The sequence below is a fragment of the Flavobacterium pedocola genome (assembly GCF_053764385.1).
Genome location: NZ_JBSNCR010000001.1, coordinates 304,957 through 322,192, shown reverse-complemented (window position 1 = coordinate 322,192; position 17,236 = coordinate 304,957). Strand labels below are relative to the sequence as shown.

26 protein-coding genes are annotated in these 17,236 nt (G+C 34.2%); 2 read left to right on the top strand and 24 right to left on the bottom strand.

What is annotated here, in order from left to right:
* Nucleotides 1–2: 2 nt before the first annotated feature.
* The 13 genes from ACWPKD_RS01540 to ACWPKD_RS01480 all read right to left on the bottom strand — a co-directional run bounded on the left by ACWPKD_RS01540 (nt 3) and on the right by ACWPKD_RS01480 (nt 7,297).
* Entirely contained in the window at nt 3–716 is a 714-nt protein-coding gene (locus tag ACWPKD_RS01540; protein WP_455410915.1) for a glycoside hydrolase family 19 protein, read from the bottom strand.
* A complete protein-coding gene (locus ACWPKD_RS01535; protein ID WP_455410914.1) occupies nt 716–859 on the bottom strand; it encodes a hypothetical protein in 144 nt (47 codons plus the stop codon). The genes ACWPKD_RS01540 and ACWPKD_RS01535 overlap by 1 nt, the downstream gene beginning before the upstream one ends.
* Entirely contained in the window at nt 859–1,569 is a 711-nt protein-coding gene (locus ACWPKD_RS01530) for a peptidoglycan-binding domain-containing protein (protein ID WP_455410913.1), read from the bottom strand. The genes ACWPKD_RS01535 and ACWPKD_RS01530 overlap by 1 nt, the downstream gene beginning before the upstream one ends.
* A gap of 2 nt (nt 1,570–1,571) precedes the next feature.
* Nucleotides 1,572–1,994 carry a hypothetical protein gene (locus ACWPKD_RS01525; protein ID WP_455410912.1) on the bottom strand — a complete coding sequence of 141 codons (423 nt, stop codon included), beginning with the start codon at nt 1,992–1,994 and terminating at the stop codon, nt 1,572–1,574.
* A 2-nt stretch (nt 1,995–1,996) separates the two neighbouring features.
* Nucleotides 1,997–2,494 (bottom strand): hypothetical protein, encoded by a 498-nt coding sequence (locus ACWPKD_RS01520; protein ID WP_455410911.1) that lies wholly within the window; start codon nt 2,492–2,494, stop codon nt 1,997–1,999.
* 213 nt (nt 2,495–2,707) lie between these two features.
* Entirely contained in the window at nt 2,708–2,902 is a 195-nt protein-coding gene (locus tag ACWPKD_RS01515) for a hypothetical protein (protein ID WP_455410910.1), read from the bottom strand.
* Nucleotides 2,899–3,708: a hypothetical protein gene (locus ACWPKD_RS01510; RefSeq protein ID WP_455410909.1), complete on the bottom strand. Its 810-nt coding sequence runs from the start codon at nt 3,706–3,708 to the stop codon at nt 2,899–2,901. Before ACWPKD_RS01510 ends, ACWPKD_RS01515 begins: the two co-directional genes overlap by 4 nt.
* Nucleotide 3,709: 1 nt before the next feature.
* Nucleotides 3,710–4,009, bottom strand: coding sequence for a hypothetical protein (locus ACWPKD_RS01505; RefSeq protein ID WP_455410908.1), 300 nt, complete (start codon nt 4,007–4,009; stop codon nt 3,710–3,712).
* A gap of 1 nt (nt 4,010) precedes the next feature.
* Complete coding sequence (locus ACWPKD_RS01500) at nt 4,011–4,385, bottom strand: hypothetical protein (RefSeq protein ID WP_455410907.1); 375 nt, start codon at nt 4,383–4,385, stop codon at nt 4,011–4,013.
* A 56-nt stretch (nt 4,386–4,441) separates the two neighbouring features.
* Nucleotides 4,442–5,005, bottom strand: a complete 564-nt coding sequence (locus ACWPKD_RS01495) for a hypothetical protein (RefSeq protein ID WP_342692687.1) — start codon at nt 5,003–5,005, stop codon at nt 4,442–4,444.
* Nucleotides 5,006–5,040: 35 nt separating this feature from the next.
* A complete protein-coding gene (locus ACWPKD_RS01490; protein ID WP_455410906.1) occupies nt 5,041–5,697 on the bottom strand; it encodes a hypothetical protein in 657 nt (218 codons plus the stop codon).
* Between the two features lie 11 nt (nt 5,698–5,708).
* A complete protein-coding gene (locus tag ACWPKD_RS01485; protein ID WP_455410905.1) occupies nt 5,709–6,425 on the bottom strand; it encodes a hypothetical protein in 717 nt (238 codons plus the stop codon).
* 11 nt (nt 6,426–6,436) lie between these two features.
* The gene (locus ACWPKD_RS01480; RefSeq protein WP_455410904.1) at nt 6,437–7,297 is read right to left on the bottom strand and encodes a transglutaminase-like domain-containing protein; all 861 of its coding nucleotides are present in this window, start codon (nt 7,295–7,297) and stop codon (nt 6,437–6,439) included.
* 364 nt (nt 7,298–7,661) lie between these two features.
* On the opposite strand from ACWPKD_RS01480, the gene ACWPKD_RS01475 reads away from it, so the two are divergent.
* Nucleotides 7,662–8,120 carry a hypothetical protein gene (locus ACWPKD_RS01475; RefSeq protein ID WP_455410903.1) on the top strand — a complete coding sequence of 153 codons (459 nt, stop codon included), beginning with the start codon at nt 7,662–7,664 and terminating at the stop codon, nt 8,118–8,120.
* Here the strand turns inward: ACWPKD_RS01475 and ACWPKD_RS01470 are convergent.
* From ACWPKD_RS01470 to ACWPKD_RS01435, 8 genes are all read right to left on the bottom strand, one after another.
* Nucleotides 8,117–8,338, bottom strand: a complete 222-nt coding sequence (locus ACWPKD_RS01470) for a hypothetical protein (RefSeq protein WP_455410902.1) — start codon at nt 8,336–8,338, stop codon at nt 8,117–8,119. The two genes, ACWPKD_RS01475 and ACWPKD_RS01470, sit on opposite strands and share 4 nt — an antisense overlap.
* A gap of 222 nt (nt 8,339–8,560) precedes the next feature.
* A complete protein-coding gene (locus ACWPKD_RS01465) occupies nt 8,561–8,902 on the bottom strand; it encodes a hypothetical protein (RefSeq protein ID WP_455410901.1) in 342 nt (113 codons plus the stop codon).
* Nucleotides 8,903–8,916: 14 nt separating this feature from the next.
* On the bottom strand, nt 8,917–9,528 hold the full coding sequence (locus tag ACWPKD_RS01460) for an ATPase (RefSeq protein WP_455410900.1): 612 nt from the start codon (nt 9,526–9,528) through the stop codon (nt 8,917–8,919).
* An 11-nt stretch (nt 9,529–9,539) separates the two neighbouring features.
* On the bottom strand, nt 9,540–10,319 hold the full coding sequence (locus ACWPKD_RS01455; RefSeq protein WP_455410899.1) for a transcriptional regulator: 780 nt from the start codon (nt 10,317–10,319) through the stop codon (nt 9,540–9,542).
* A gap of 14 nt (nt 10,320–10,333) precedes the next feature.
* Nucleotides 10,334–10,621: a helix-turn-helix domain-containing protein gene (locus ACWPKD_RS01450; protein WP_455410898.1), complete on the bottom strand. Its 288-nt coding sequence runs from the start codon at nt 10,619–10,621 to the stop codon at nt 10,334–10,336.
* An 89-nt stretch (nt 10,622–10,710) separates the two neighbouring features.
* Entirely contained in the window at nt 10,711–11,559 is an 849-nt protein-coding gene (locus ACWPKD_RS01445; RefSeq protein WP_455410897.1) for an RteC domain-containing protein, read from the bottom strand.
* A gap of 431 nt (nt 11,560–11,990) precedes the next feature.
* Nucleotides 11,991–12,878 carry a hypothetical protein gene (locus ACWPKD_RS01440; protein ID WP_455410896.1) on the bottom strand — a complete coding sequence of 296 codons (888 nt, stop codon included), beginning with the start codon at nt 12,876–12,878 and terminating at the stop codon, nt 11,991–11,993.
* A 5-nt stretch (nt 12,879–12,883) separates the two neighbouring features.
* Nucleotides 12,884–13,765: an SDR family oxidoreductase gene (locus ACWPKD_RS01435; protein ID WP_455410895.1), complete on the bottom strand. Its 882-nt coding sequence runs from the start codon at nt 13,763–13,765 to the stop codon at nt 12,884–12,886.
* A 112-nt stretch (nt 13,766–13,877) separates the two neighbouring features.
* Between ACWPKD_RS01435 and ACWPKD_RS01430 the strand changes: the two genes are divergently transcribed.
* Nucleotides 13,878–14,213, top strand: coding sequence for a winged helix-turn-helix transcriptional regulator (locus tag ACWPKD_RS01430; protein WP_455410894.1), 336 nt, complete (start codon nt 13,878–13,880; stop codon nt 14,211–14,213).
* Nucleotides 14,214–14,364: 151 nt separating this feature from the next.
* On the opposite strand, the gene ACWPKD_RS01425 is transcribed toward ACWPKD_RS01430, so the two are convergent.
* From ACWPKD_RS01425 to ACWPKD_RS01415, 3 genes are read right to left on the bottom strand one after another with little or no spacing between them, the layout of a single operon-like run.
* Nucleotides 14,365–14,862, bottom strand: coding sequence for a nuclear transport factor 2 family protein (locus ACWPKD_RS01425; RefSeq protein ID WP_455410893.1), 498 nt, complete (start codon nt 14,860–14,862; stop codon nt 14,365–14,367).
* Between the two features lie 19 nt (nt 14,863–14,881).
* On the bottom strand, nt 14,882–15,772 hold the full coding sequence (locus ACWPKD_RS01420) for a helix-turn-helix domain-containing protein (RefSeq protein WP_455410892.1): 891 nt from the start codon (nt 15,770–15,772) through the stop codon (nt 14,882–14,884).
* Nucleotides 15,773–15,796: 24 nt separating this feature from the next.
* Nucleotides 15,797–17,215: a coniferyl aldehyde dehydrogenase gene (locus tag ACWPKD_RS01415; RefSeq protein ID WP_455410891.1), complete on the bottom strand. Its 1,419-nt coding sequence runs from the start codon at nt 17,213–17,215 to the stop codon at nt 15,797–15,799.
* Nucleotides 17,216–17,236 lie beyond the last annotated feature (21 nt).

The following is a 17,236-nucleotide window of genomic DNA, read 5'->3' as shown; positions in this document are numbered from 1 at the left end:
CTTTATTTAGTTTTAGAACCAAAATCGAGCACCCTAGTAAAAGGGTTGTAGTAGCTATAAACAGGTTTACTCTTCGATTTGACCGGTCTCGGACTCGCTTTTTTTTTTAATATCCCAAGTGTATCAATGCCTGTATAATAATTAAGCTGTTTGACCCGCTCAGAAAAATTGGTAAGACCACCGTTAATTTTCTTAGTAATTGATGTGATATTGTTTGTATCTGCAATTGGATTAAGTTTGAATCTCACGCTCCAAAACCAACCTGCAATATCAATTGCAATGTCAGGACGTGAAGCCAAATCAGGATTGGTAATTACATCAACTCCTGAATAATCTTTATAGGCTTGATAGTTTGCTCTGCCTGTTAATTGAATTAACCCACGTCCTCTAAATCGCCAACCGTCACCAACTTGTGTATTACCTAAATTTACTTTTCCCCATTTTCCACCATAAACAATATTGGCAATGGCTTCCTGATTGGCTTTTCGTTTGGCGGTTCTTCCATAAAGGTTAGCTTGAGCAACTGAAATCTGATTCGTACCAAAAGTTTCAATAAGTCCAGCGGGAGTGTAATTCAAATTCTCTGATAGCTTTATAAATCCCCCAGTTTCCTCGTGAAGCTGTGCTAAGAAATGCGCAACACGCTTTGGAGTATTAATCGCATACTTTTTAAAAGCCTTCAAAAAAGGCGTACTATTTGATAATAAAAATTCCATTACAATTGTACTTTTTTGGGTTCGACATTGGTTTTTTTATTTGATTTTGATTCTATTTTAGGTTTAGATTCATCACTCATTGAAGCGATAATGATTGCGCCCAATACGCCTAAACCAATCCATACTCCTGTACTTTTATTCATTATCTCCAGTCTTTAAGTCTGATTTGTTTTACTCCTTTTTGAGTGAAAAGAGCATTCTCTGTATTTCTTCCAAAATCGCCGTCCACCTTAACTTTTAATAAAGTTTGTAGTGTTCTTACTTCCATACCTTTGCTGCCTTTTTTAAGAAGTATAGTCTTATCAATTCCTGATGTCTCAGTTACAGCTTGAATCGTTGGTAAAATCTTTCCTACTGGCTTTATGACGCTGTGGTCAGCAATCCAGTAGATGTCATTTAAAAAAGTACCATCCCTTTGAGCTACATAGCGATATGTTCCATCAGGTCTTTTGCCAACCCAAATAATTTTACCGATTTTATCGCCTTTTTTGAAAGTGGCTTTTCGAATTCCCTCACTGGTATAATTCCCGTCAGCCATTTTTCGTGCATCATAAGTCTTTGTTCCATTAAAGCCTGATGCCATCACTTCCTGACCTATGCTGTATCTAAAGGTATCAGCACTTCTTACTGGTGTCTCTGAAATCGTTTTAACAGGAACAATTGGAGCCGTTGCCAATGTTGGAGTTCGTATAGGCTTTGGTGTCGTAACAGGTAAAGTTTCATTGCTTAAATCCGCTTCAATTTCTTGATTGATTTCATTATCATTCTTATTTTTTTGAACGAAATAATAAATGCCACCACCAATAGCAAGAGCGATTCCGCCACCAATCCATATTTTATCTTCTGTGGTCATTCTTATAAGTATTTTGGATAATTTGATTTCAATAATTTATAATCGCTGTCACTTAATTCCTCTTTAAGCCAAACCTTCAAAGGATGTTTTACAGGAGTTTGCCATAATGCGAAATAGGTGTTTCCCGTAAGAGTGTTGTAATATTTGCTTCCAAATGCTTTAATAACCCATGAAAACTGTGCTTGACTTACTCCTGTGAGCGTTGTAAAAATGGTTTTGCGTTTCTCAGTATTAGTAAAATTGGCTTGTTTCATAGCATCGTAAAGCACGGTGGCTATTTCTTTAGCATTGAAGCTATTTTCTACAGTTCCTTGATTCAAATAAGCATTTCCGTTTTTATCTTTATTTGCTTGAGCTATGGCAAAAAGCAATATTCCCAATCCCGCTACACTAATCGAGATAGGCAGTAATTTTGAACTGTCCATGATTAAAAAAAGTTGGGAATTAAAAAGCGTAATTCCATTAGTTCATTTTGGCTGAACTGATCACTAAACCATTCTATCAGAGTCATTTTTTTGGATAAAGGATTAATTCCTTTTCTTAGTCCGAAAGCATTATGGATTCTCACAAATCCATTAGGATTAACGCCCATAAGATTTTGTTTTACCGATTTAAAACCATTTCCAACACCATACATTGCACTGTAAATCGCTTCAGCTTTATTTTTTGCCATACCTGTTGAAATATTGCTTGGTCTCTCTCTTTTGTTTTCTTTCAAAGGTGAAAAACCATTAAAAATTTTCTTGTAAGCAAAGTAACCCACACCTAAAAAAAGTCCCATTTTCATGACCCCTTTGACTATCGAGACCGTAGCATTAACTCCTGCACTTGTATTTTCAAGAGTTGTTGCAATTGCTTTTTGTCCCTGTGTAGAGGAAGCTACTGCGGTAAGTACTGCGGGATTATGTAAGCCTTGTCTTTTCATATTCATTTCTTGGCTGTAGTATTGCTCCCAATTTCATTTTTACTCCGAGGATTTCATTTTTAGCATTCTAAAGAGTTGTCCCAGTAGTTGGTTCATCTTACTCTCCTTGTTTCATCTTTACTTTCTTAAATTGGAGCAATGTCTACACCTGTGTTTTATCATTGTTTCGCCCGTTCCATAAATGGAGCATACAAAACGGGCTACTCCAACTTTCTACATTATGAACTCTTTGATTGTTTGCCAGCTTTGAGCATCGGTAACCATTGCAATGGCTTTTTTGGATTTCTTCAACTCCACCAATTTTTCTAAAACATCATTATCCAAATCCGATAATTCCTGTACTAGCTTAGTCTTCTTTTGCAATTTGAAAGGATTAGTCTCCTTTGTTTTTATACTTATTGTACTCATACTAACATTTGATGTTTTTGTAATAACCCGAATAATTCTTGTGAAAAGAGATTGTTTTCGGACTTTTCATTGATTTTTTGATAAATAACTGATAACAATGTTATGGTGTCATCGTCAAGTGTCCTGGTAACATCCAAGAAAGCCTTTTTAGTATCTGAATAATTTTCATCTTCCAAATCATCAGGTGAAGCCATTGCTAAACCGCCACTTTCAACCGGAACATTAAACCCTAATCCTTTTAAAATAATAGGAGCTTGTTTAACTACACCTAAAAGCATGTTGTTCAAACTATCGTTACTCTCTTTGGTATATTTTCTTTGTAATTTTTCCTCTGTGAGTTCTTCGTTTTTAGCTTTAAGTTCCCGATTATATTTTTCAGATTCTTCCAACTTTTTAGCCAGTTCATCCCGATCACGAGCTTGTAATTTCAAGTCGAAGATGTCAGCAATTCCCAAACCCATAAGACCAGTGCTTTTTTTCTTTTTCTTCTTCTTTTTGGAAACAGGCATTGGCTCTTCTTCTGTATCTCTCGATTTAGATTGAATCTCTCCAAAAGTTACATCGAAAGGGTCGCCTTCAATTTTGAAAGCATTTACTCCGTTTTTACGCTTTTCCTGAATGGTGAGTTTAGTAAACCCATCACTATAGAGTTTTTCAAAAAATTCTTCGCTTGTTCCATAATCATTTTTTATCTGCTCATGGGTTATGTTGCGGAAAATTGGCTTTGAAGTAGTCCTGTCGTAAACCGTTACAGCGCAAAATTTATCGCTTGCCAGTTTATCCATCAAATCATCTAATTGCTCCATTTTAAATTAGTTTTTTGTAGATAAGTAAAATCCTGTTTCGTTCTTTCACATCAATGATTCTCTTAACCAATATTGGGTTGAAAGTTGATTCACTTGTCACATAATTGACCTCTAACTTTACCTTAGAAAAAGTGCCATCGGGAGGAATTAAAATCTGCTTCTGTGTTGGGTAAATAGTAACACCATTGATAATTGCAATTGTAGTTCCTGTATTTACAACCGAAAGGCAGGTAACTCCCTCTAAAACGGGAATTTGTTCTTCCCTAAACTCTCTTGTTATAAAAGCAGATTCTACAAACATGCTATACTTTATTAATGTTATTGTTGTATAAAAACACTACATGAAATTTTAATGGAACATCACTTTTTAATGGTTCGTCCAAAGCGAAAATGAGTGAGTAATCTTTATTCCCTGTATCGAAATTCAAAGGCTTAAAACTCTTTTCGTATTCTCCTCCATTTGATTGTCGCCAGTTATCAATATGAACTGAAGGGATAATTGCAATACTGTTATCATCTTTCATCTCAATGGATGTCATTGCGCTGATACTTTTTTCGACTCCATTAGTGTATACTGCTACACCTGTGGTAAAACCAATTGGAAGTTTAAAATTCTCTGAAGTATTACTTTCTCCTGGTTTTATGATTGCCTTTACTACATGTTGAATTTGTCGCATATTTCTTTAAGATTTAAAAAGCCTTAGCTATTAGACTTCGGCTTTTATTTGTTCTCTTATTTTTTAGCCTCAGTTACTCTAAATTCCAATCGCAAAAACATGTGAATTCCTTCCTTTATCGGAACGGTAACACCTTTCGGAAATTCCAACTCCAATTTGAATTCTTCTTTAGCTCTCAAAAGCGGGGTGGTGGCAATGGGACGATAATCTTCAGTCTTGAAGTTTTGAACGTCAGTAAGAGGTAAATCGATGAGCATATCATTGGTTTGAATCAACCTTAAATCTGCATTTTGCAATTCAGCAGGTAGTGTATCTCTACTTTGCCAATCTGCGTTTTCAATTTTATCACCTTTGGTGGTAAACTGCACTCGAATAGCATCAATAACCACATCACGCCCTGAGTTGAGTAGGTTTCCATCAAAATTGGTAACCCCTACAATTTTCTTGGTGTTAGCATCAACGAGTTCATTGATACCACTCATTCCATCAACTTTTACGTTAAGGTAAAAAGTCTTATCAACCAATTTTGTGGCTTGTGGTCTTGCAACTTGAGTGTTTTGACGTTGTCTCGCTCCTAAAACTTTAATTGCTCTTTGTAATTGTGGATTTCTATTTTCCATTTTTTTATAAATTAAATTTTACTTTTTGTTTTGGGTTACAGTATGTAGTTTCCGTTTTCGTCGATGTATGCGCCTAATCCGTCATCTTCATAAGCTCCTAAACCGTCATCTTCATAACCGCTTAAGCCATCTTCAACATAGTTTCCATTTACATCGATATAACCTCCTAGACCATCTTCATGGTAGTTTCCAGCTTCATCAAAATATCCGTTTAAGCCTTCTTCATAACCGCCCAATCCATCACCACCATCAAAAGCATTTAAACCATTTTCTACATAGTTACCATTGATATCGATGTAACCGCCTAAACCGTCTTCGTGATAATTACCGTAAGCATCGATATAGCCACTTAGGCCATTAACTGCTCCTGAAAGACCTGCTGTTTTTTGCATAAATCTTCCGATTGTTGTTTCAGGATTTAGCTTAGAAGCAATTTTCTCAGATGAAAAGATATTCTTTACTAATTCCAGACCGTGAGCAATGGAAACACCTATTGCCGAACCTCTTAAAAGTGAACTTTTGGTATCACTTCCGTTTACTTTTACCGCTAAAAATCCAGCACCAATAGCAACCGCTCCATTAACAACACCTTTTACCGTGTTAGAGGATGTCTCGGTCATAGTGCCTGTAAGACCTCTTGAAAGAGCACCTACAACAACGGCAGAACTGATTGTTATTAATTCTTGTTTCATTTCTATGTTTATTAATTACTTTTTGAACTTGTTGCTAAAAGAATTGCACCTACTGCGCCAACACCTATGACAATTGGAATGGTATAGTTAGGTTTATCGCTTGTAGTTACTCCGTTTTCAATTTGCGCAGTTTCCCTTTGTGCTTGGGCTTCTTCTTTTAAATTTTGCACAGGAATATCCTTGACTTTGGAAATAGTTTCAAGCTGCACATCATTTGGAACTGCCTCACCAGTCTCTGTTGTGCTGGTAGTTAAGGATTCCGCCGGAACTCCTTTTACTTCTGCAATAGTTTCCAATTGTGCAGGTGTAGGAGTCGCATTTGGCATTACTTCAACTGGTTCAGAAGTTTCAACTTGTTGTAGTTCGTTGTAAACAGGCTGTGATTGATTACCTGCAAAAGCATTTTTTATAGTTGGTTTCACAACATTGTTTATCGCAAATTTGCCTACTTTGCTTTTGCCTAATTTTGTAGCTAATTTTATTGCTTTACTGCTTTTAACCTTGGTAAGTATTTTACCTACTTTGCTGTCAAGCAATTTGCTTGCTATACCTCCTCCAGGAATAATACTCATAGCCATAGAGGCAATTGGAACTAACTTTTTACCAACTTTCACAGCATTCTTAATCGATACGTTTTTCAATCGCACGTTCTTTTTAAGCATTTTGCCAATTTTGAGCCCTCGATTCAAGCCTGCATTTAATCCTGTTTGTTCTTCTAATATTATCATAATCAAATTATTTAAAATGGAAATCTTCTACGGGATTGAGTTGTCTTTTTTACGACACCCTTTAACCCTCTTTTACTGCCATAAATACTATTACTTTTGACATAGATATTATAAGCACCGCCTTCACTTGTTGATTTATGAGCAATTGCATCATTACCCAATGATTTTAGCATATTCTTTGCTTGTTCAGCACTTCTAGCAAAATCATATAACTCATATGCTTTTCTGCAAGGTTTCTGGGTTACATACCAACCTTTCTTTCTAGGAGCAGGACAATTCAATCCTATATGTGGTAATTTCTGATCCATAAAAACATCTTTTTTATCCGTATAACTTGGTTCTTTGTTACTCTGTATTGTTCCATCAATAATTGTATGACCTTTATCTAACTTTCCGCTAATCTGATTGAAAGGCACAACCACATAGACATGGGTGTACTGCTTTGGATTGAACTTAGGTTGCTTAATTTGCCTGATATAGTGTTTGATTCCTAAATTCATTAAGATCGAACTAGCGAAAATCGAATAGCTTTTACAATCAATTCCATCTCTGCGATTGAACCAACTATTGGCAGGACTTCTTAAATTCTGTGTTACCCCATCAGCCTGATACTGGATGTCGTAATACAGGAAGTAATGAATCTTATCACATGTCTCCTGAATCGTTTTTCCTTTTAGGATTTGTGATAATTTGGCAACCTGCTTGTAGAAAGTTTCTACCCAAACTTTCATCATCGAAACCGAATAAAACGTATCTCCCTTTTTGAGTTTTACCTTTTGCCCTTTAGGTTTTTCAATTAAGTGGTTGAACTCATCACCACTTTTTATCCTTCGCTTTAGAATTAAGTTGATTTCATCTTTGGTCATTTTCATTTGCTAACTTTCATAGGCAAATGTTTGAAATAAAAAAACCTCGCCTTGAAGTATGGTGAGGTATCGTGAAGTATTGCAAAGGTTTTTCAGGTATTCAAAAGTATTATCAGGTATCATTGCAATTCTATTGCAATGTTATAGTAACCCAATTGCTTTTAAACAAGTGAATAATTTAGAAAAGGAGTGAATAATTTGAATGAAATTATTATATTTGTCTCAGGTGTTTTTGGTATGCCTGCTCGTTCGTGCAAAGATTTTATCAACCAATAACTAGATAATATAAACCTTCAGGGCTTATTATCCGATAATAGTATACGAACGCAAACCTCAGGATAATAATCTTTGAAATAAAAGGATTTATATTATGAACACTATTGATTACTTCAAACTTCAAGCAAAAAATCTACACAAAGATTTTAAAACAAAAAGTCCTGTTTTGGACAAAACCACTACTGCTTTTCTATACGAATACACACCAAAGTATTTTGATATAGAAATGATTATTGCGGACTTTGGCATTGACGAAGACAATTTCAGTCTTATGAATGCTCAGCATGTCATTGCAAAAATTGCAAACTTTGATAAATGGGCCGATCTATTAAAAGTATCATCAGCAGAATTAGAGCTTGCAATGTTATTATTTGAGCATCAGAATAGAGTTGATTTGATTGGATGGCAATTTTATATCGCAGATGCGCAATCTATGAATGAAACTGAACTGGATGCAGAGATACAAGTGGATATATTTAAACAGATGGTTATCGAAGAAAACATTTTTGATGATGTGGAAATAGAAAGCTATTTATTGAGGCATAAATATTAATCATCAAGATAATACCCTTTTGGCAGTCCATAAGTCTCTACAAACTCCATAAACTCCAAATGAGGTATTATTTTGGTATCTTTAGAAATGTTTTTTTCTTTAAGGATTTCATTGATTTGGTTCCTAATTTTGGCTTCACTGAACTGATTGCAATACATTGCAATCAGTTCAGCTTTAGTTGCCGAATGCGGAAGCGGTTTTTTATTTTTTTTACTCATTTGTATCCTCGTTTCTGTTAAGTATTCTTTCTCAAATCATTTATTCGGAATAAGATCCTAAATACCTTATCCTCCAAATACTTTAGGATTCGGTTTTTGCCTTTGAAGATAAAATCAAAAAATTGCAATGGGGCTGTTATAATGATTGCTAAGCATATCACTAATGCCAATACATTCAGGCAAACTATTTTAAAGCGGTTTTTTACTTTCATAATTTTTGATTTAAATATTGACAAGTCTTTCGTGAATTATATCAGAGATAGTTTGCATTACAATTCCTTGTTCTTGAGTTCGTTCTTTTCTTTCCCACTGACAGCAATAAAGTAGAATGACTGATTGTGTTGGAGTTAAGCTAATATTTGAATCTACTTTTTTGCTTTCAATTTTTGTTCTAAAAATGTAGAACATACTTTGTAAGGTGTCTATAACAATTATATCATTGCAATACTTTTCATAATCCTTGCAATGATGAATATTATCAACTTTACTTCGGATGAATTTTAGCAATTCGGATTGTATGATTTCAATATCCGCTATTTTGATTTTCTTTAAGGTTATTTTCATATTGGTTTTTCTAGTTAGCGTTTGTCTGCTGTATTTTTATCGAAAGCAATGAGGTTCAGCATTCCTCTTAATCTTGATCTAATTCGGTTACCATATGCTGTTTCAATTTCTGAAGCAGAAAGATTTGTTGTTAAATGAGTTTGCACTTTTCTTGCAATGAAAAGATCATATCTCGAAAGAATGATTTCAGCCATTACATTGCATTCATTACCATAGTATTTCAAATTTTGTTCAACCCCCAAATCGTCAAAGCAGTAATTTTTATACTCGGTTTGGGAATAACTTCCACGACTGTATCGGTGTATTATTTCATAGCCTTCTTTGATGAATTCAAAACTTATGTCTCTGCAAGTTTTCAAATAAAATCTGTTGTTTTGTTTGGCAACATATTTCATCAAAGTCATCAAAGTTGTTTTACCACAACCTACAGGCCCTGATAATAAAATTCCTTTCGTTAAATCGATACCAAACTCATTTGTTTTTGTTTCATCCTTCAGAAAATAGGCTATAAGCTTAGTGATGTTAAGGATGTCCTGCTGAGCAAAATGAAACTTTTCTCCATAGTCTTGTTTGCCTCTCTGTTCCAACCAAGCTAGAATTTCTGGATAGTTGTATTGTAAATTCATAGTTGATTCTCTTACAATGGTTCTGCATAGTCTTTGTCTTCTTGGATGTGTAAATTATTGGCTTTTGACTGTTCTTTAATTTGCGGTGAATTGATTGAAAATTTAGAAGTCGTGAGCATCCAGTTTCTAGCTGCTGCATTCCAGTCCTTCATTTTGGTTTTTCCACCAATTAACCAACCGTTACTCGTGTAATAATTAAAAAATCGCTCTGCTTCAAGCTCAGGATAATCTTGATACTTGAAATAATCCTTCACCAAATCTAAACTTGGACTTTCTTTTTTTTTCGCGGAACTTTTTTTTTCTTTCTCGTCAGCTTCTAAATAATCTTCTTCAATTGAACTTTCTAAATTGCTTTCAATAGATATGTTTTTATTGTTTTTAAATGTTTGTTTATTATTATATATATGGGGTTCAATAACATGTTCAGTTACCTGACCATTAACTTGTTCAATTATTGGTTTTGTATTGTCAATTATTGAACTACTTCTTCGTTTATTCCCATCAGAAAGATTATACATTATTACCTCTGTACCGTGGTACGGATTATAGGATGGTAAATACTCTATGAATCCGAGTAATTGCAATTCTTTAATACACTTATGATAGGTTGCTTTTGAGGCAATCCTACTGGCTTTCATCATTTCTTCCCTAGAAATCGTAATCGGATTTTTAAACCGATTTACATTCCAACTTTGAAACAATGCCAAATACAAACTGATGTGAGTAGGGTAAATGATTTCTTCATTGCCGATGCAATTGAAAAAACCTGTCAGATGTTTAATGTAATTCATTCAATAGGATTACATTACTTGAAAAGAGTTGAACCTCTTTTTTGAGTATTACCATTCAAGACTTTTTCAATATCTGAATAGTTATAATACATGATTCCGCCAATTTTGGTAAAAGTGAGCGTTCCGTTAATACGGAGATTTTGTAAAGTTCCGGGGGAAATATTAAGCAATTTTCTGACTTCGTTGGATTTTAGCCATTGCTTAATTTGTTGAGATTGAGGTTGAATGAATTGCTTTAAATCATTCAATAATAGACTTCTAAATTCATTTAAGTCTTCACGGGTAATTACTTCAATTGCCATAACATAAGTTTTAGATTGTTATGACACAAAATTGATTTATTTGAAGTGTTTTATTTCACAACGGAGATTATGCTGTGAACGATTTTTAACTAAACTATATCATCTGCATTGTCCATTCTTTTTAGAAGAGTTTCGTTTAAAGATGTAATGAATTTTGTTCTTTCACTCTTTCTTGCTCTTATTTCAAGGAATGCACGACGATATTGTCCTAAGTCAATTTCAAAAATGTGTTCGAAATATTCGGCGATATCTTTTAAATCGACAGCTCCATTATTGAAAACACCTTCCGAGTGCAATGCATACAATAATTCAGTTAGTGCCACTTTTGATCCTGTCCACATCAATTTGATATTCGGTTTACGTTGTGATTTCTCACTATTATCTTTATTTTCAATCACAATCAACTGGTTTTCTAAATATAATTGAATTAGGTCATTTGCTAAGATTCTTGCTACTTTAAAATCATGTGAAGTTGAAAATGTAGTGTCTGCTTCGAAGTAATAGCTATCCAAAGCTAGTTTTATGTCAAATTTACCTCTTTGGAAGTACTTATAATCCAAATATGTACTTCCTGAGCGGTAATATTGATAAAATTCCAATTCATTATCAAAAAAAGCTTTTAGCTTTAAAAGCTCATTATGATAGTATTTTTTTAATATTCTATTCCCTCCATTAGGTTTTTTCATTTCAATTTTATAAACCATGTTATAAAAGATTAACTTAGAGGTGAATTGAGGCTTTATTTCTTTAAAGAAAATAATTTCCTCTGAATCAGTCTTGAAAGTACTTTTAGATATGATTTTTTTTATTGCTTCTATTGACTTTAATATAATGTCAATTGCATTTTCACATTTCTTTATTTGACTATCAATTTCTATTTCAATAAAGTTTAACTGCTCATTTAACTTAGTTAATTGTAGGATTGTTTTACTATTCAATTTGTATAATGTAAAAAATTAATTTAGGGATTAATAAATCATATGCTTAAAAAGGTATTATGAATTTATTGATAATACTAATTCTAAATATTGAGATATTGATTTTAATGCGTTTAAATGTAAAATATTAAGCTTTATTTAATAGTTATATAAAACTCAAATGCAGTGAAAAGAACTACAATAATTGTCAATATTACAATCCAATTTTCTTTTATTATTTTAATTATTCTATACATAATATTCAAGTTTAATTGTAATCCATAAGTTAAATACAAAATGTGTCTACATGTTTATCTTCATCTCACATCTTTCTGGATTTACTGTTGTGTTTGACGCTTTTCATCTGTTTAATTTTCAACAAATATTTGTTGATTTAAAAAATGAAGTATGGCTTTTTACCATACTTCATTTTTATTAAATTATTGATTAGTTTACTTGACCCAATTGTTAGGCTTTAAATAATAATTTAGGTAAATATCAATCAATTGTTCGCCTCCATATTTGGGATATTTTTTAATGATAGCAGCCTTAAATTCTTCTTTGTTTTTTGACTTCAAGATTGTTTCTTTTACGAAAGCTAAATAATTTAGGTTCTCTTTTAAAAGCTCAATTCCCCCTTCTTTTCCGTGTCCCGATAAAACTATTTTATAGTTTTTTTCCTTTATAATTTTTCGTAAGCCAGTCTCCCAACCTTTAGTATCGCCTTCTATGAATAAATGAATTTTGTTGTAAACTATATCTTGGGCGATATACAAACCAATTTCAGGTAGTTTGATTACAAGCGAAACAGCCGATTCATTATTTAAAGACTTTTCAAAAATAAATTTTACATTTCCGATTGTTTCCTCTCCCGGTTGTTGAATGACAGAAGGTTTATTCAATTTAGTAGCAATCATAGATCCAAATTGAGCTTGTCTTTGCTCCAAAACTCCTTGTCCAGTCTGCTCAATGGAGGCTTTTGTTTCAGCCAAAGCATATACTTTTACGTTTGGAAAAGCATTACCAAAACCTATAAAGTGGTCAGGATGGTCGTGACTTATGTAAAACCTTGTTACAGGTTTGCCTAATGAATCAGTAAATTTTTTCAATTCAAGTGCGTAGGGTGCAAAGAATTGTCCGTCAACGATTATGAGTTCTTTTTTTAGTTCTATAATATGACTCGTATTAGCAAACATAGCTGTCGGACTCATATAAGTGTGAACTTTCACATCTTTATTTTGGGTAACAGTCCACGAATTTCCAGTAGGAATATTTTGTGCATTTATTGCTGAAAAAGTACTCATGATAAATATGAATACAAAAGATTTAATAGATTTCATGTTTTTTATTTTTTAGGTGATGAATAAATTTGATTTAAGAATGTCTTTACAGAAGTTGGTTTGCGGCCCAAAATTTGTTCTAAGTCTGAGTCAACGATTTCCAATTCTCCGTTTGCTTGAGCAACTGCAAAGCTAGAGAAAAAGCCAATAAAGTCTTCAGGCATACCATGTTCCGATAAGGTGTGTGCATACTCATCTGCCGTTGGAGAAATGTAGCTGATGGTTTTACCAGTAGTTTCAGAAAGATGTTGAGCAACTTCTTGATACGAAAATGCTTCGTGGTTGGTAAAGCGGTAGGTTTTTCCAATATGATTAGAACCTGTAAGGATATTTGCAGTAGCCTCTGCCATTTCAGAACGTAAAACAGCTCCGACTTTACCATTACCAGCAGGAAAATAAATTACCCCTGTTTCTAACACTTTTTCACCAAGAAAAGCAGGAACAAAGTCCATATAGAGTGTATTCTTGAGAATCGTATAATTTATACCACTTTCTTTCAACAATGCTTCGGTTTGAAGATGTGATTGAGTAACTAGCCAGAGCGGTGAAGATTCCGTTTCGTTTTTCACTTGAAAACTGGTGTAAACAATGTGTTGTACTCCAGCTTCTTTGGCTGCTGTTACTACGTTCTGATGTTGTGTGCCACGCTTGAATATATCACTTCCAGATACGAGGAGTAGTTTTTCTACACCTTTAAAAGCATTTACAAGTGAATCATAATTGTCATAATCGCCAATTCGTAATACAACCTCTTTGTTTTTTAAATCATCTGCTTTTTCTTCGTCTCTTACCAATGCAACAATATTGGTTGAAGAAATTCTTTTTTTTAAAAGAAAGTCAATTGTTGACTTTCCAAAATGTCCTGTTGCCCCTGTTACTAAAATCATTTTTTTTTGTTTTTTAAAATTTAATAATTACATTTGTTACACAAAGTAACAAATAATAGTTTTAAAAAGTAACTTGTTACCTTTAGGTAACATATTAAATAGTAGTAACAAAATGGTAACTAAAGCAAATAAAAAAGGAGAAATTAAATGTCCGGTAACTGGTATGCTCCAACTAATCGGTGGTAAGTGGAAACCAGTTATCTTGTATTGTCTGAAGTCAGATAAAAGGCGCTTTGGAGAAATCTCTGCTCGTATTCCAAACATTTCTAGAAAAGTATTAACTGAACAATTAAAGGAACTTGAAGAAGATGGTTTATTAACAAGGAAGCAGTATAATGAAATTCCTCCACGAGTAGAATATGAATTAACTGAGCTTGGAAAAAGTCTTGATCCTGTGCTTACTGAAATGGAAAAATGGGGTATGGAAAATATTATAGATAAACAGTAAATCTTTATACTTTCAAATCCTAAATCATATACTATTTCAGAAATGGTTTTATTTTTGCCCAAGGTTTGGCAGAAACTTTTCATATTTTCTGCCAATCATTATTACGAAGACCCCAGCGAGACACAAAATTCTACTCTACATTGTAAGCTATTTAGTTCGTTTGCATCTTTTCGGCACAATCCCAGTGTTCCGCAATTTTCCCGTTTTCAATCCTAAAAAGGTCAAACCAGGTGGTCGTGTATTTTTTGGATTTGTCCACAGGGTCCGATATTTCTCTTGCAAAACTTATCATTACAAGGTCTCCCTCTGCAATGATTGCAACAACAGATGATTTAATTGAGTCAGCTATTGGTTGCGGTTTTGAGAATTTCGAAAAGAAATCAACAAGTGCTTTTCGTCCAGTTGCAGCATTTGGATTGTGTTGCATATAATTTTCGGCGAAGTATTTATTTGCAAGTTCAAGATGTCCACCTTCTATGAATTCCCTCCACATATCATAAACGAGTTTCTTATTGCGAGCGAGTGTTTCATTCTCACTTTCAAGTAGTTTACTTTGTGATGCAAGTGGCTTCACTGGAAGTTGGGCAAAGGTTTCAGTTGATGACAACAAAAATATAACCGCTGATATGGCTAAGAAGAAATATTTCATGCCTATTTAATTTTGTTAGTTAGTTTAAAAATTGATTTTTAAAGTCTGTTGGTAACATACCTGTTTCTTTTTTAAAAAGTCGGGAGAAGTAAGACATATTTTCAAATCCTAAATCGTAGGCTATTTCAGAAATAGTTTTATCTTTTTTTCTCAATCTATTCTTCGCTTCACCTATAAGAGCAATATGAATAAGTTCAATAGCAGTTTTACCTGTTTCTAATTTCAGTAAATCTGTAAGATATCTTGAGGAAATATTCAGCCCGTTTGCTAAATCTCCAACAGAAGGCAATCCCTTGTCATCAAGTGAACCATCCTTAATATACTTCTGTAAGATTTTATTAAACTCAGTTACCGTTTTCCCGGAAAGTTGCTTCCGGTTTATGAATTGTCTTTTATAAAACCGTTCAGCAAATTTGAGCATAGAATTGATGGCTGCAAGAATAATCTCTTTGCTGAATTCATCTTCATTGTTATTGTATTCCTGTTCTATTGTGTAAAAGATATTCCAGATAATTTTTTCCTCCTTTGGTGCAAGGTGAAGTGCTTCATTTGTTTCGTATTCAAAAAAAGAATAACGCTGAATCTCTTCATACAATGCATGTCCGGTCAAAAAATCTTCATGAAAAACTAAAATATATCCATCCTCTTCAAATTCTAAATTCCTCATTTCGATGACCTGGTGTGGCTTAGTAAATATCATAGAACCCGTCTCATGATCAAATTTGGTTCGTCCATACAACACATAACCAGCTTTTACTTTTTTTAATCCAATCATGTAAAAATCGCTGGTATATGCTTCATTATTTATTTTAATCTGCCGATTAATACGCAACAGACCCAACATAGGATGTTCCGGTAGTGGCAGATTGTTGGCAACTGCCATTTCACTTATTGATTTAAAATGTTTCATCTTAATACTCATAAAGTTAACGAATTAACGAAGAAAAAAGTTAATAAGCCTATCTGTATTTTCAGTAAAGGGAGCATGAAGAAGATCCATGCCATTCCAGGTTCCCTGTTCATAAATTCCTTTGGCATGACTGAGTGTTCGGAAACCCTCTATGCCATGATATGCACCCATACCGCTTTCGCCAACGCCACCAAAAGAAAGATCATCTTGTGCGATATGAGAAAATGTTCCATTAATCGTTACATTGCCAGAGGTAGTTCTGTTTAGAACTTTTCTTTTTTCGTTATCATCCTTAGTGAAAAAATAAAGTGCTAATGGTCTTGGCCTTGCATTTACAAAATTAATAGCATCAACAATAGTTTGATACCCAAAGACGGGTAATATAGGACCAAAAATTTCTTCTTTTGCAATACGCATTTCATCTGTTACACCCAACACTATAGTTGGAGCCATTGTATGAGGACGTTTTGACGCATCACCAGGACGAACCCCCACTTCGATTATCTTGGCTCCATGGCTTTGAGCATCATCAATTAGGCTCTTTAAGATTGCATACTGCTGGTCGTTCACAATTGAAGTATAGCCGTCTCCGGTTGGTCCTTCTGGATAAGCTAATTTTACATGGTGATCATATGCTTTGATAAAAGCATCCACTTCACTTTCATGGACCAATGCATAATCAGGTGCAATACATGTTTGGCCTGCACTTAAAAGTTTTCCATATACAATACGAGAGGCCGCTTTTTCGAGCGAATAACCTTTAGAAATAATGACAGGCGATTTACCACCCAATTCGAGGGTAACAGGTACGAGGTTTTCGCTTGCCGCTTTCATGACAGATCGCCCTACGGATGTACTGCCGGTAAAAATAAGATGATCAAAAGGTAATTTGCTGAATGCAGCGCCGTCACCATTTACAAGGGTTACCTGTTCTTTTGGAAAAATTTCACTGAACATCGCATCAATTACAGCATTGGTAGCAGGTGTAAACTTTGATGGTTTAAGCATCACCCGGTTGCCGGCTGCAATGGCAGTTACAACAGGCATTAACGATAAATTGACTGGGTAATTCCATGGTGCTATAACACCAACTACACCAAGCGGTTGGTATTCCACTCTTGCGCTACCAAATCGCATGTGCAATGCAACTTTTCGCTTACTCGGAGTCATAAACTTCTTTAGATTGCTGCTTAGGTATTTGATACCTTCTATAACGGCTACAATTTCTACGATTGCAGTTTCATGGCGAGAACGATGACCAAAATCAGTATTTATTGCATCTTCAATTTCTTTTCTCCTAGCAATCATTGCGGATTTAAATTTTTTCAAATCGGCTCGTCTTTGTTCTAGTGTGGGCGGGCCGTCATGTAAAAAGGCACTTCGCTGATTGGTAAGAATGGTATAAAGTTCGTCTGATGTTGGTGCTAAAATATTTGTTGTCATAATCTTTCAATATTATAGTGT

Coding starts and splice junctions, on each gene's coding strand:
- ACWPKD_RS01540 (WP_455410915.1), bottom strand. CDS start 716: ATGGAATTTTTATTATCAAATAGTACGCCTTTTTTGAAGGCTTTTAAA.
- ACWPKD_RS01535 (WP_455410914.1), bottom strand. CDS start 859: ATGAATAAAAGTACAGGAGTATGGATTGGTTTAGGCGTATTGGGCGCA.
- ACWPKD_RS01530 (WP_455410913.1), bottom strand. CDS start 1,569: ATGACCACAGAAGATAAAATATGGATTGGTGGCGGAATCGCTCTTGCT.
- ACWPKD_RS01525 (WP_455410912.1), bottom strand. CDS start 1,994: ATGGACAGTTCAAAATTACTGCCTATCTCGATTAGTGTAGCGGGATTG.
- ACWPKD_RS01520 (WP_455410911.1), bottom strand. CDS start 2,494: ATGAAAAGACAAGGCTTACATAATCCCGCAGTACTTACCGCAGTAGCT.
- ACWPKD_RS01515 (WP_455410910.1), bottom strand. CDS start 2,902: ATGAGTACAATAAGTATAAAAACAAAGGAGACTAATCCTTTCAAATTG.
- ACWPKD_RS01510 (WP_455410909.1), bottom strand. CDS start 3,708: ATGGAGCAATTAGATGATTTGATGGATAAACTGGCAAGCGATAAATTT.
- ACWPKD_RS01505 (WP_455410908.1), bottom strand. CDS start 4,009: ATGTTTGTAGAATCTGCTTTTATAACAAGAGAGTTTAGGGAAGAACAA.
- ACWPKD_RS01500 (WP_455410907.1), bottom strand. CDS start 4,385: ATGCGACAAATTCAACATGTAGTAAAGGCAATCATAAAACCAGGAGAA.
- ACWPKD_RS01495 (WP_342692687.1), bottom strand. CDS start 5,005: ATGGAAAATAGAAATCCACAATTACAAAGAGCAATTAAAGTTTTAGGA.
- ACWPKD_RS01490 (WP_455410906.1), bottom strand. CDS start 5,697: ATGAAACAAGAATTAATAACAATCAGTTCTGCCGTTGTTGTAGGTGCT.
- ACWPKD_RS01485 (WP_455410905.1), bottom strand. CDS start 6,425: ATGATAATATTAGAAGAACAAACAGGATTAAATGCAGGCTTGAATCGA.
- ACWPKD_RS01480 (WP_455410904.1), bottom strand. CDS start 7,297: ATGAAAATGACCAAAGATGAAATCAACTTAATTCTAAAGCGAAGGATA.
- ACWPKD_RS01475 (WP_455410903.1), top strand. CDS start 7,662: ATGAACACTATTGATTACTTCAAACTTCAAGCAAAAAATCTACACAAA.
- ACWPKD_RS01470 (WP_455410902.1), bottom strand. CDS start 8,338: ATGAGTAAAAAAAATAAAAAACCGCTTCCGCATTCGGCAACTAAAGCT.
- ACWPKD_RS01465 (WP_455410901.1), bottom strand. CDS start 8,902: ATGAAAATAACCTTAAAGAAAATCAAAATAGCGGATATTGAAATCATA.
- ACWPKD_RS01460 (WP_455410900.1), bottom strand. CDS start 9,528: ATGAATTTACAATACAACTATCCAGAAATTCTAGCTTGGTTGGAACAG.
- ACWPKD_RS01455 (WP_455410899.1), bottom strand. CDS start 10,319: ATGAATTACATTAAACATCTGACAGGTTTTTTCAATTGCATCGGCAAT.
- ACWPKD_RS01450 (WP_455410898.1), bottom strand. CDS start 10,621: ATGGCAATTGAAGTAATTACCCGTGAAGACTTAAATGAATTTAGAAGT.
- ACWPKD_RS01440 (WP_455410896.1), bottom strand. CDS start 12,878: ATGAAATCTATTAAATCTTTTGTATTCATATTTATCATGAGTACTTTT.
- ACWPKD_RS01435 (WP_455410895.1), bottom strand. CDS start 13,765: ATGATTTTAGTAACAGGGGCAACAGGACATTTTGGAAAGTCAACAATT.
- ACWPKD_RS01430 (WP_455410894.1), top strand. CDS start 13,878: ATGGTAACTAAAGCAAATAAAAAAGGAGAAATTAAATGTCCGGTAACT.
- ACWPKD_RS01425 (WP_455410893.1), bottom strand. CDS start 14,862: ATGAAATATTTCTTCTTAGCCATATCAGCGGTTATATTTTTGTTGTCA.
- ACWPKD_RS01420 (WP_455410892.1), bottom strand. CDS start 15,772: ATGAAACATTTTAAATCAATAAGTGAAATGGCAGTTGCCAACAATCTG.
- ACWPKD_RS01415 (WP_455410891.1), bottom strand. CDS start 17,215: ATGACAACAAATATTTTAGCACCAACATCAGACGAACTTTATACCATT.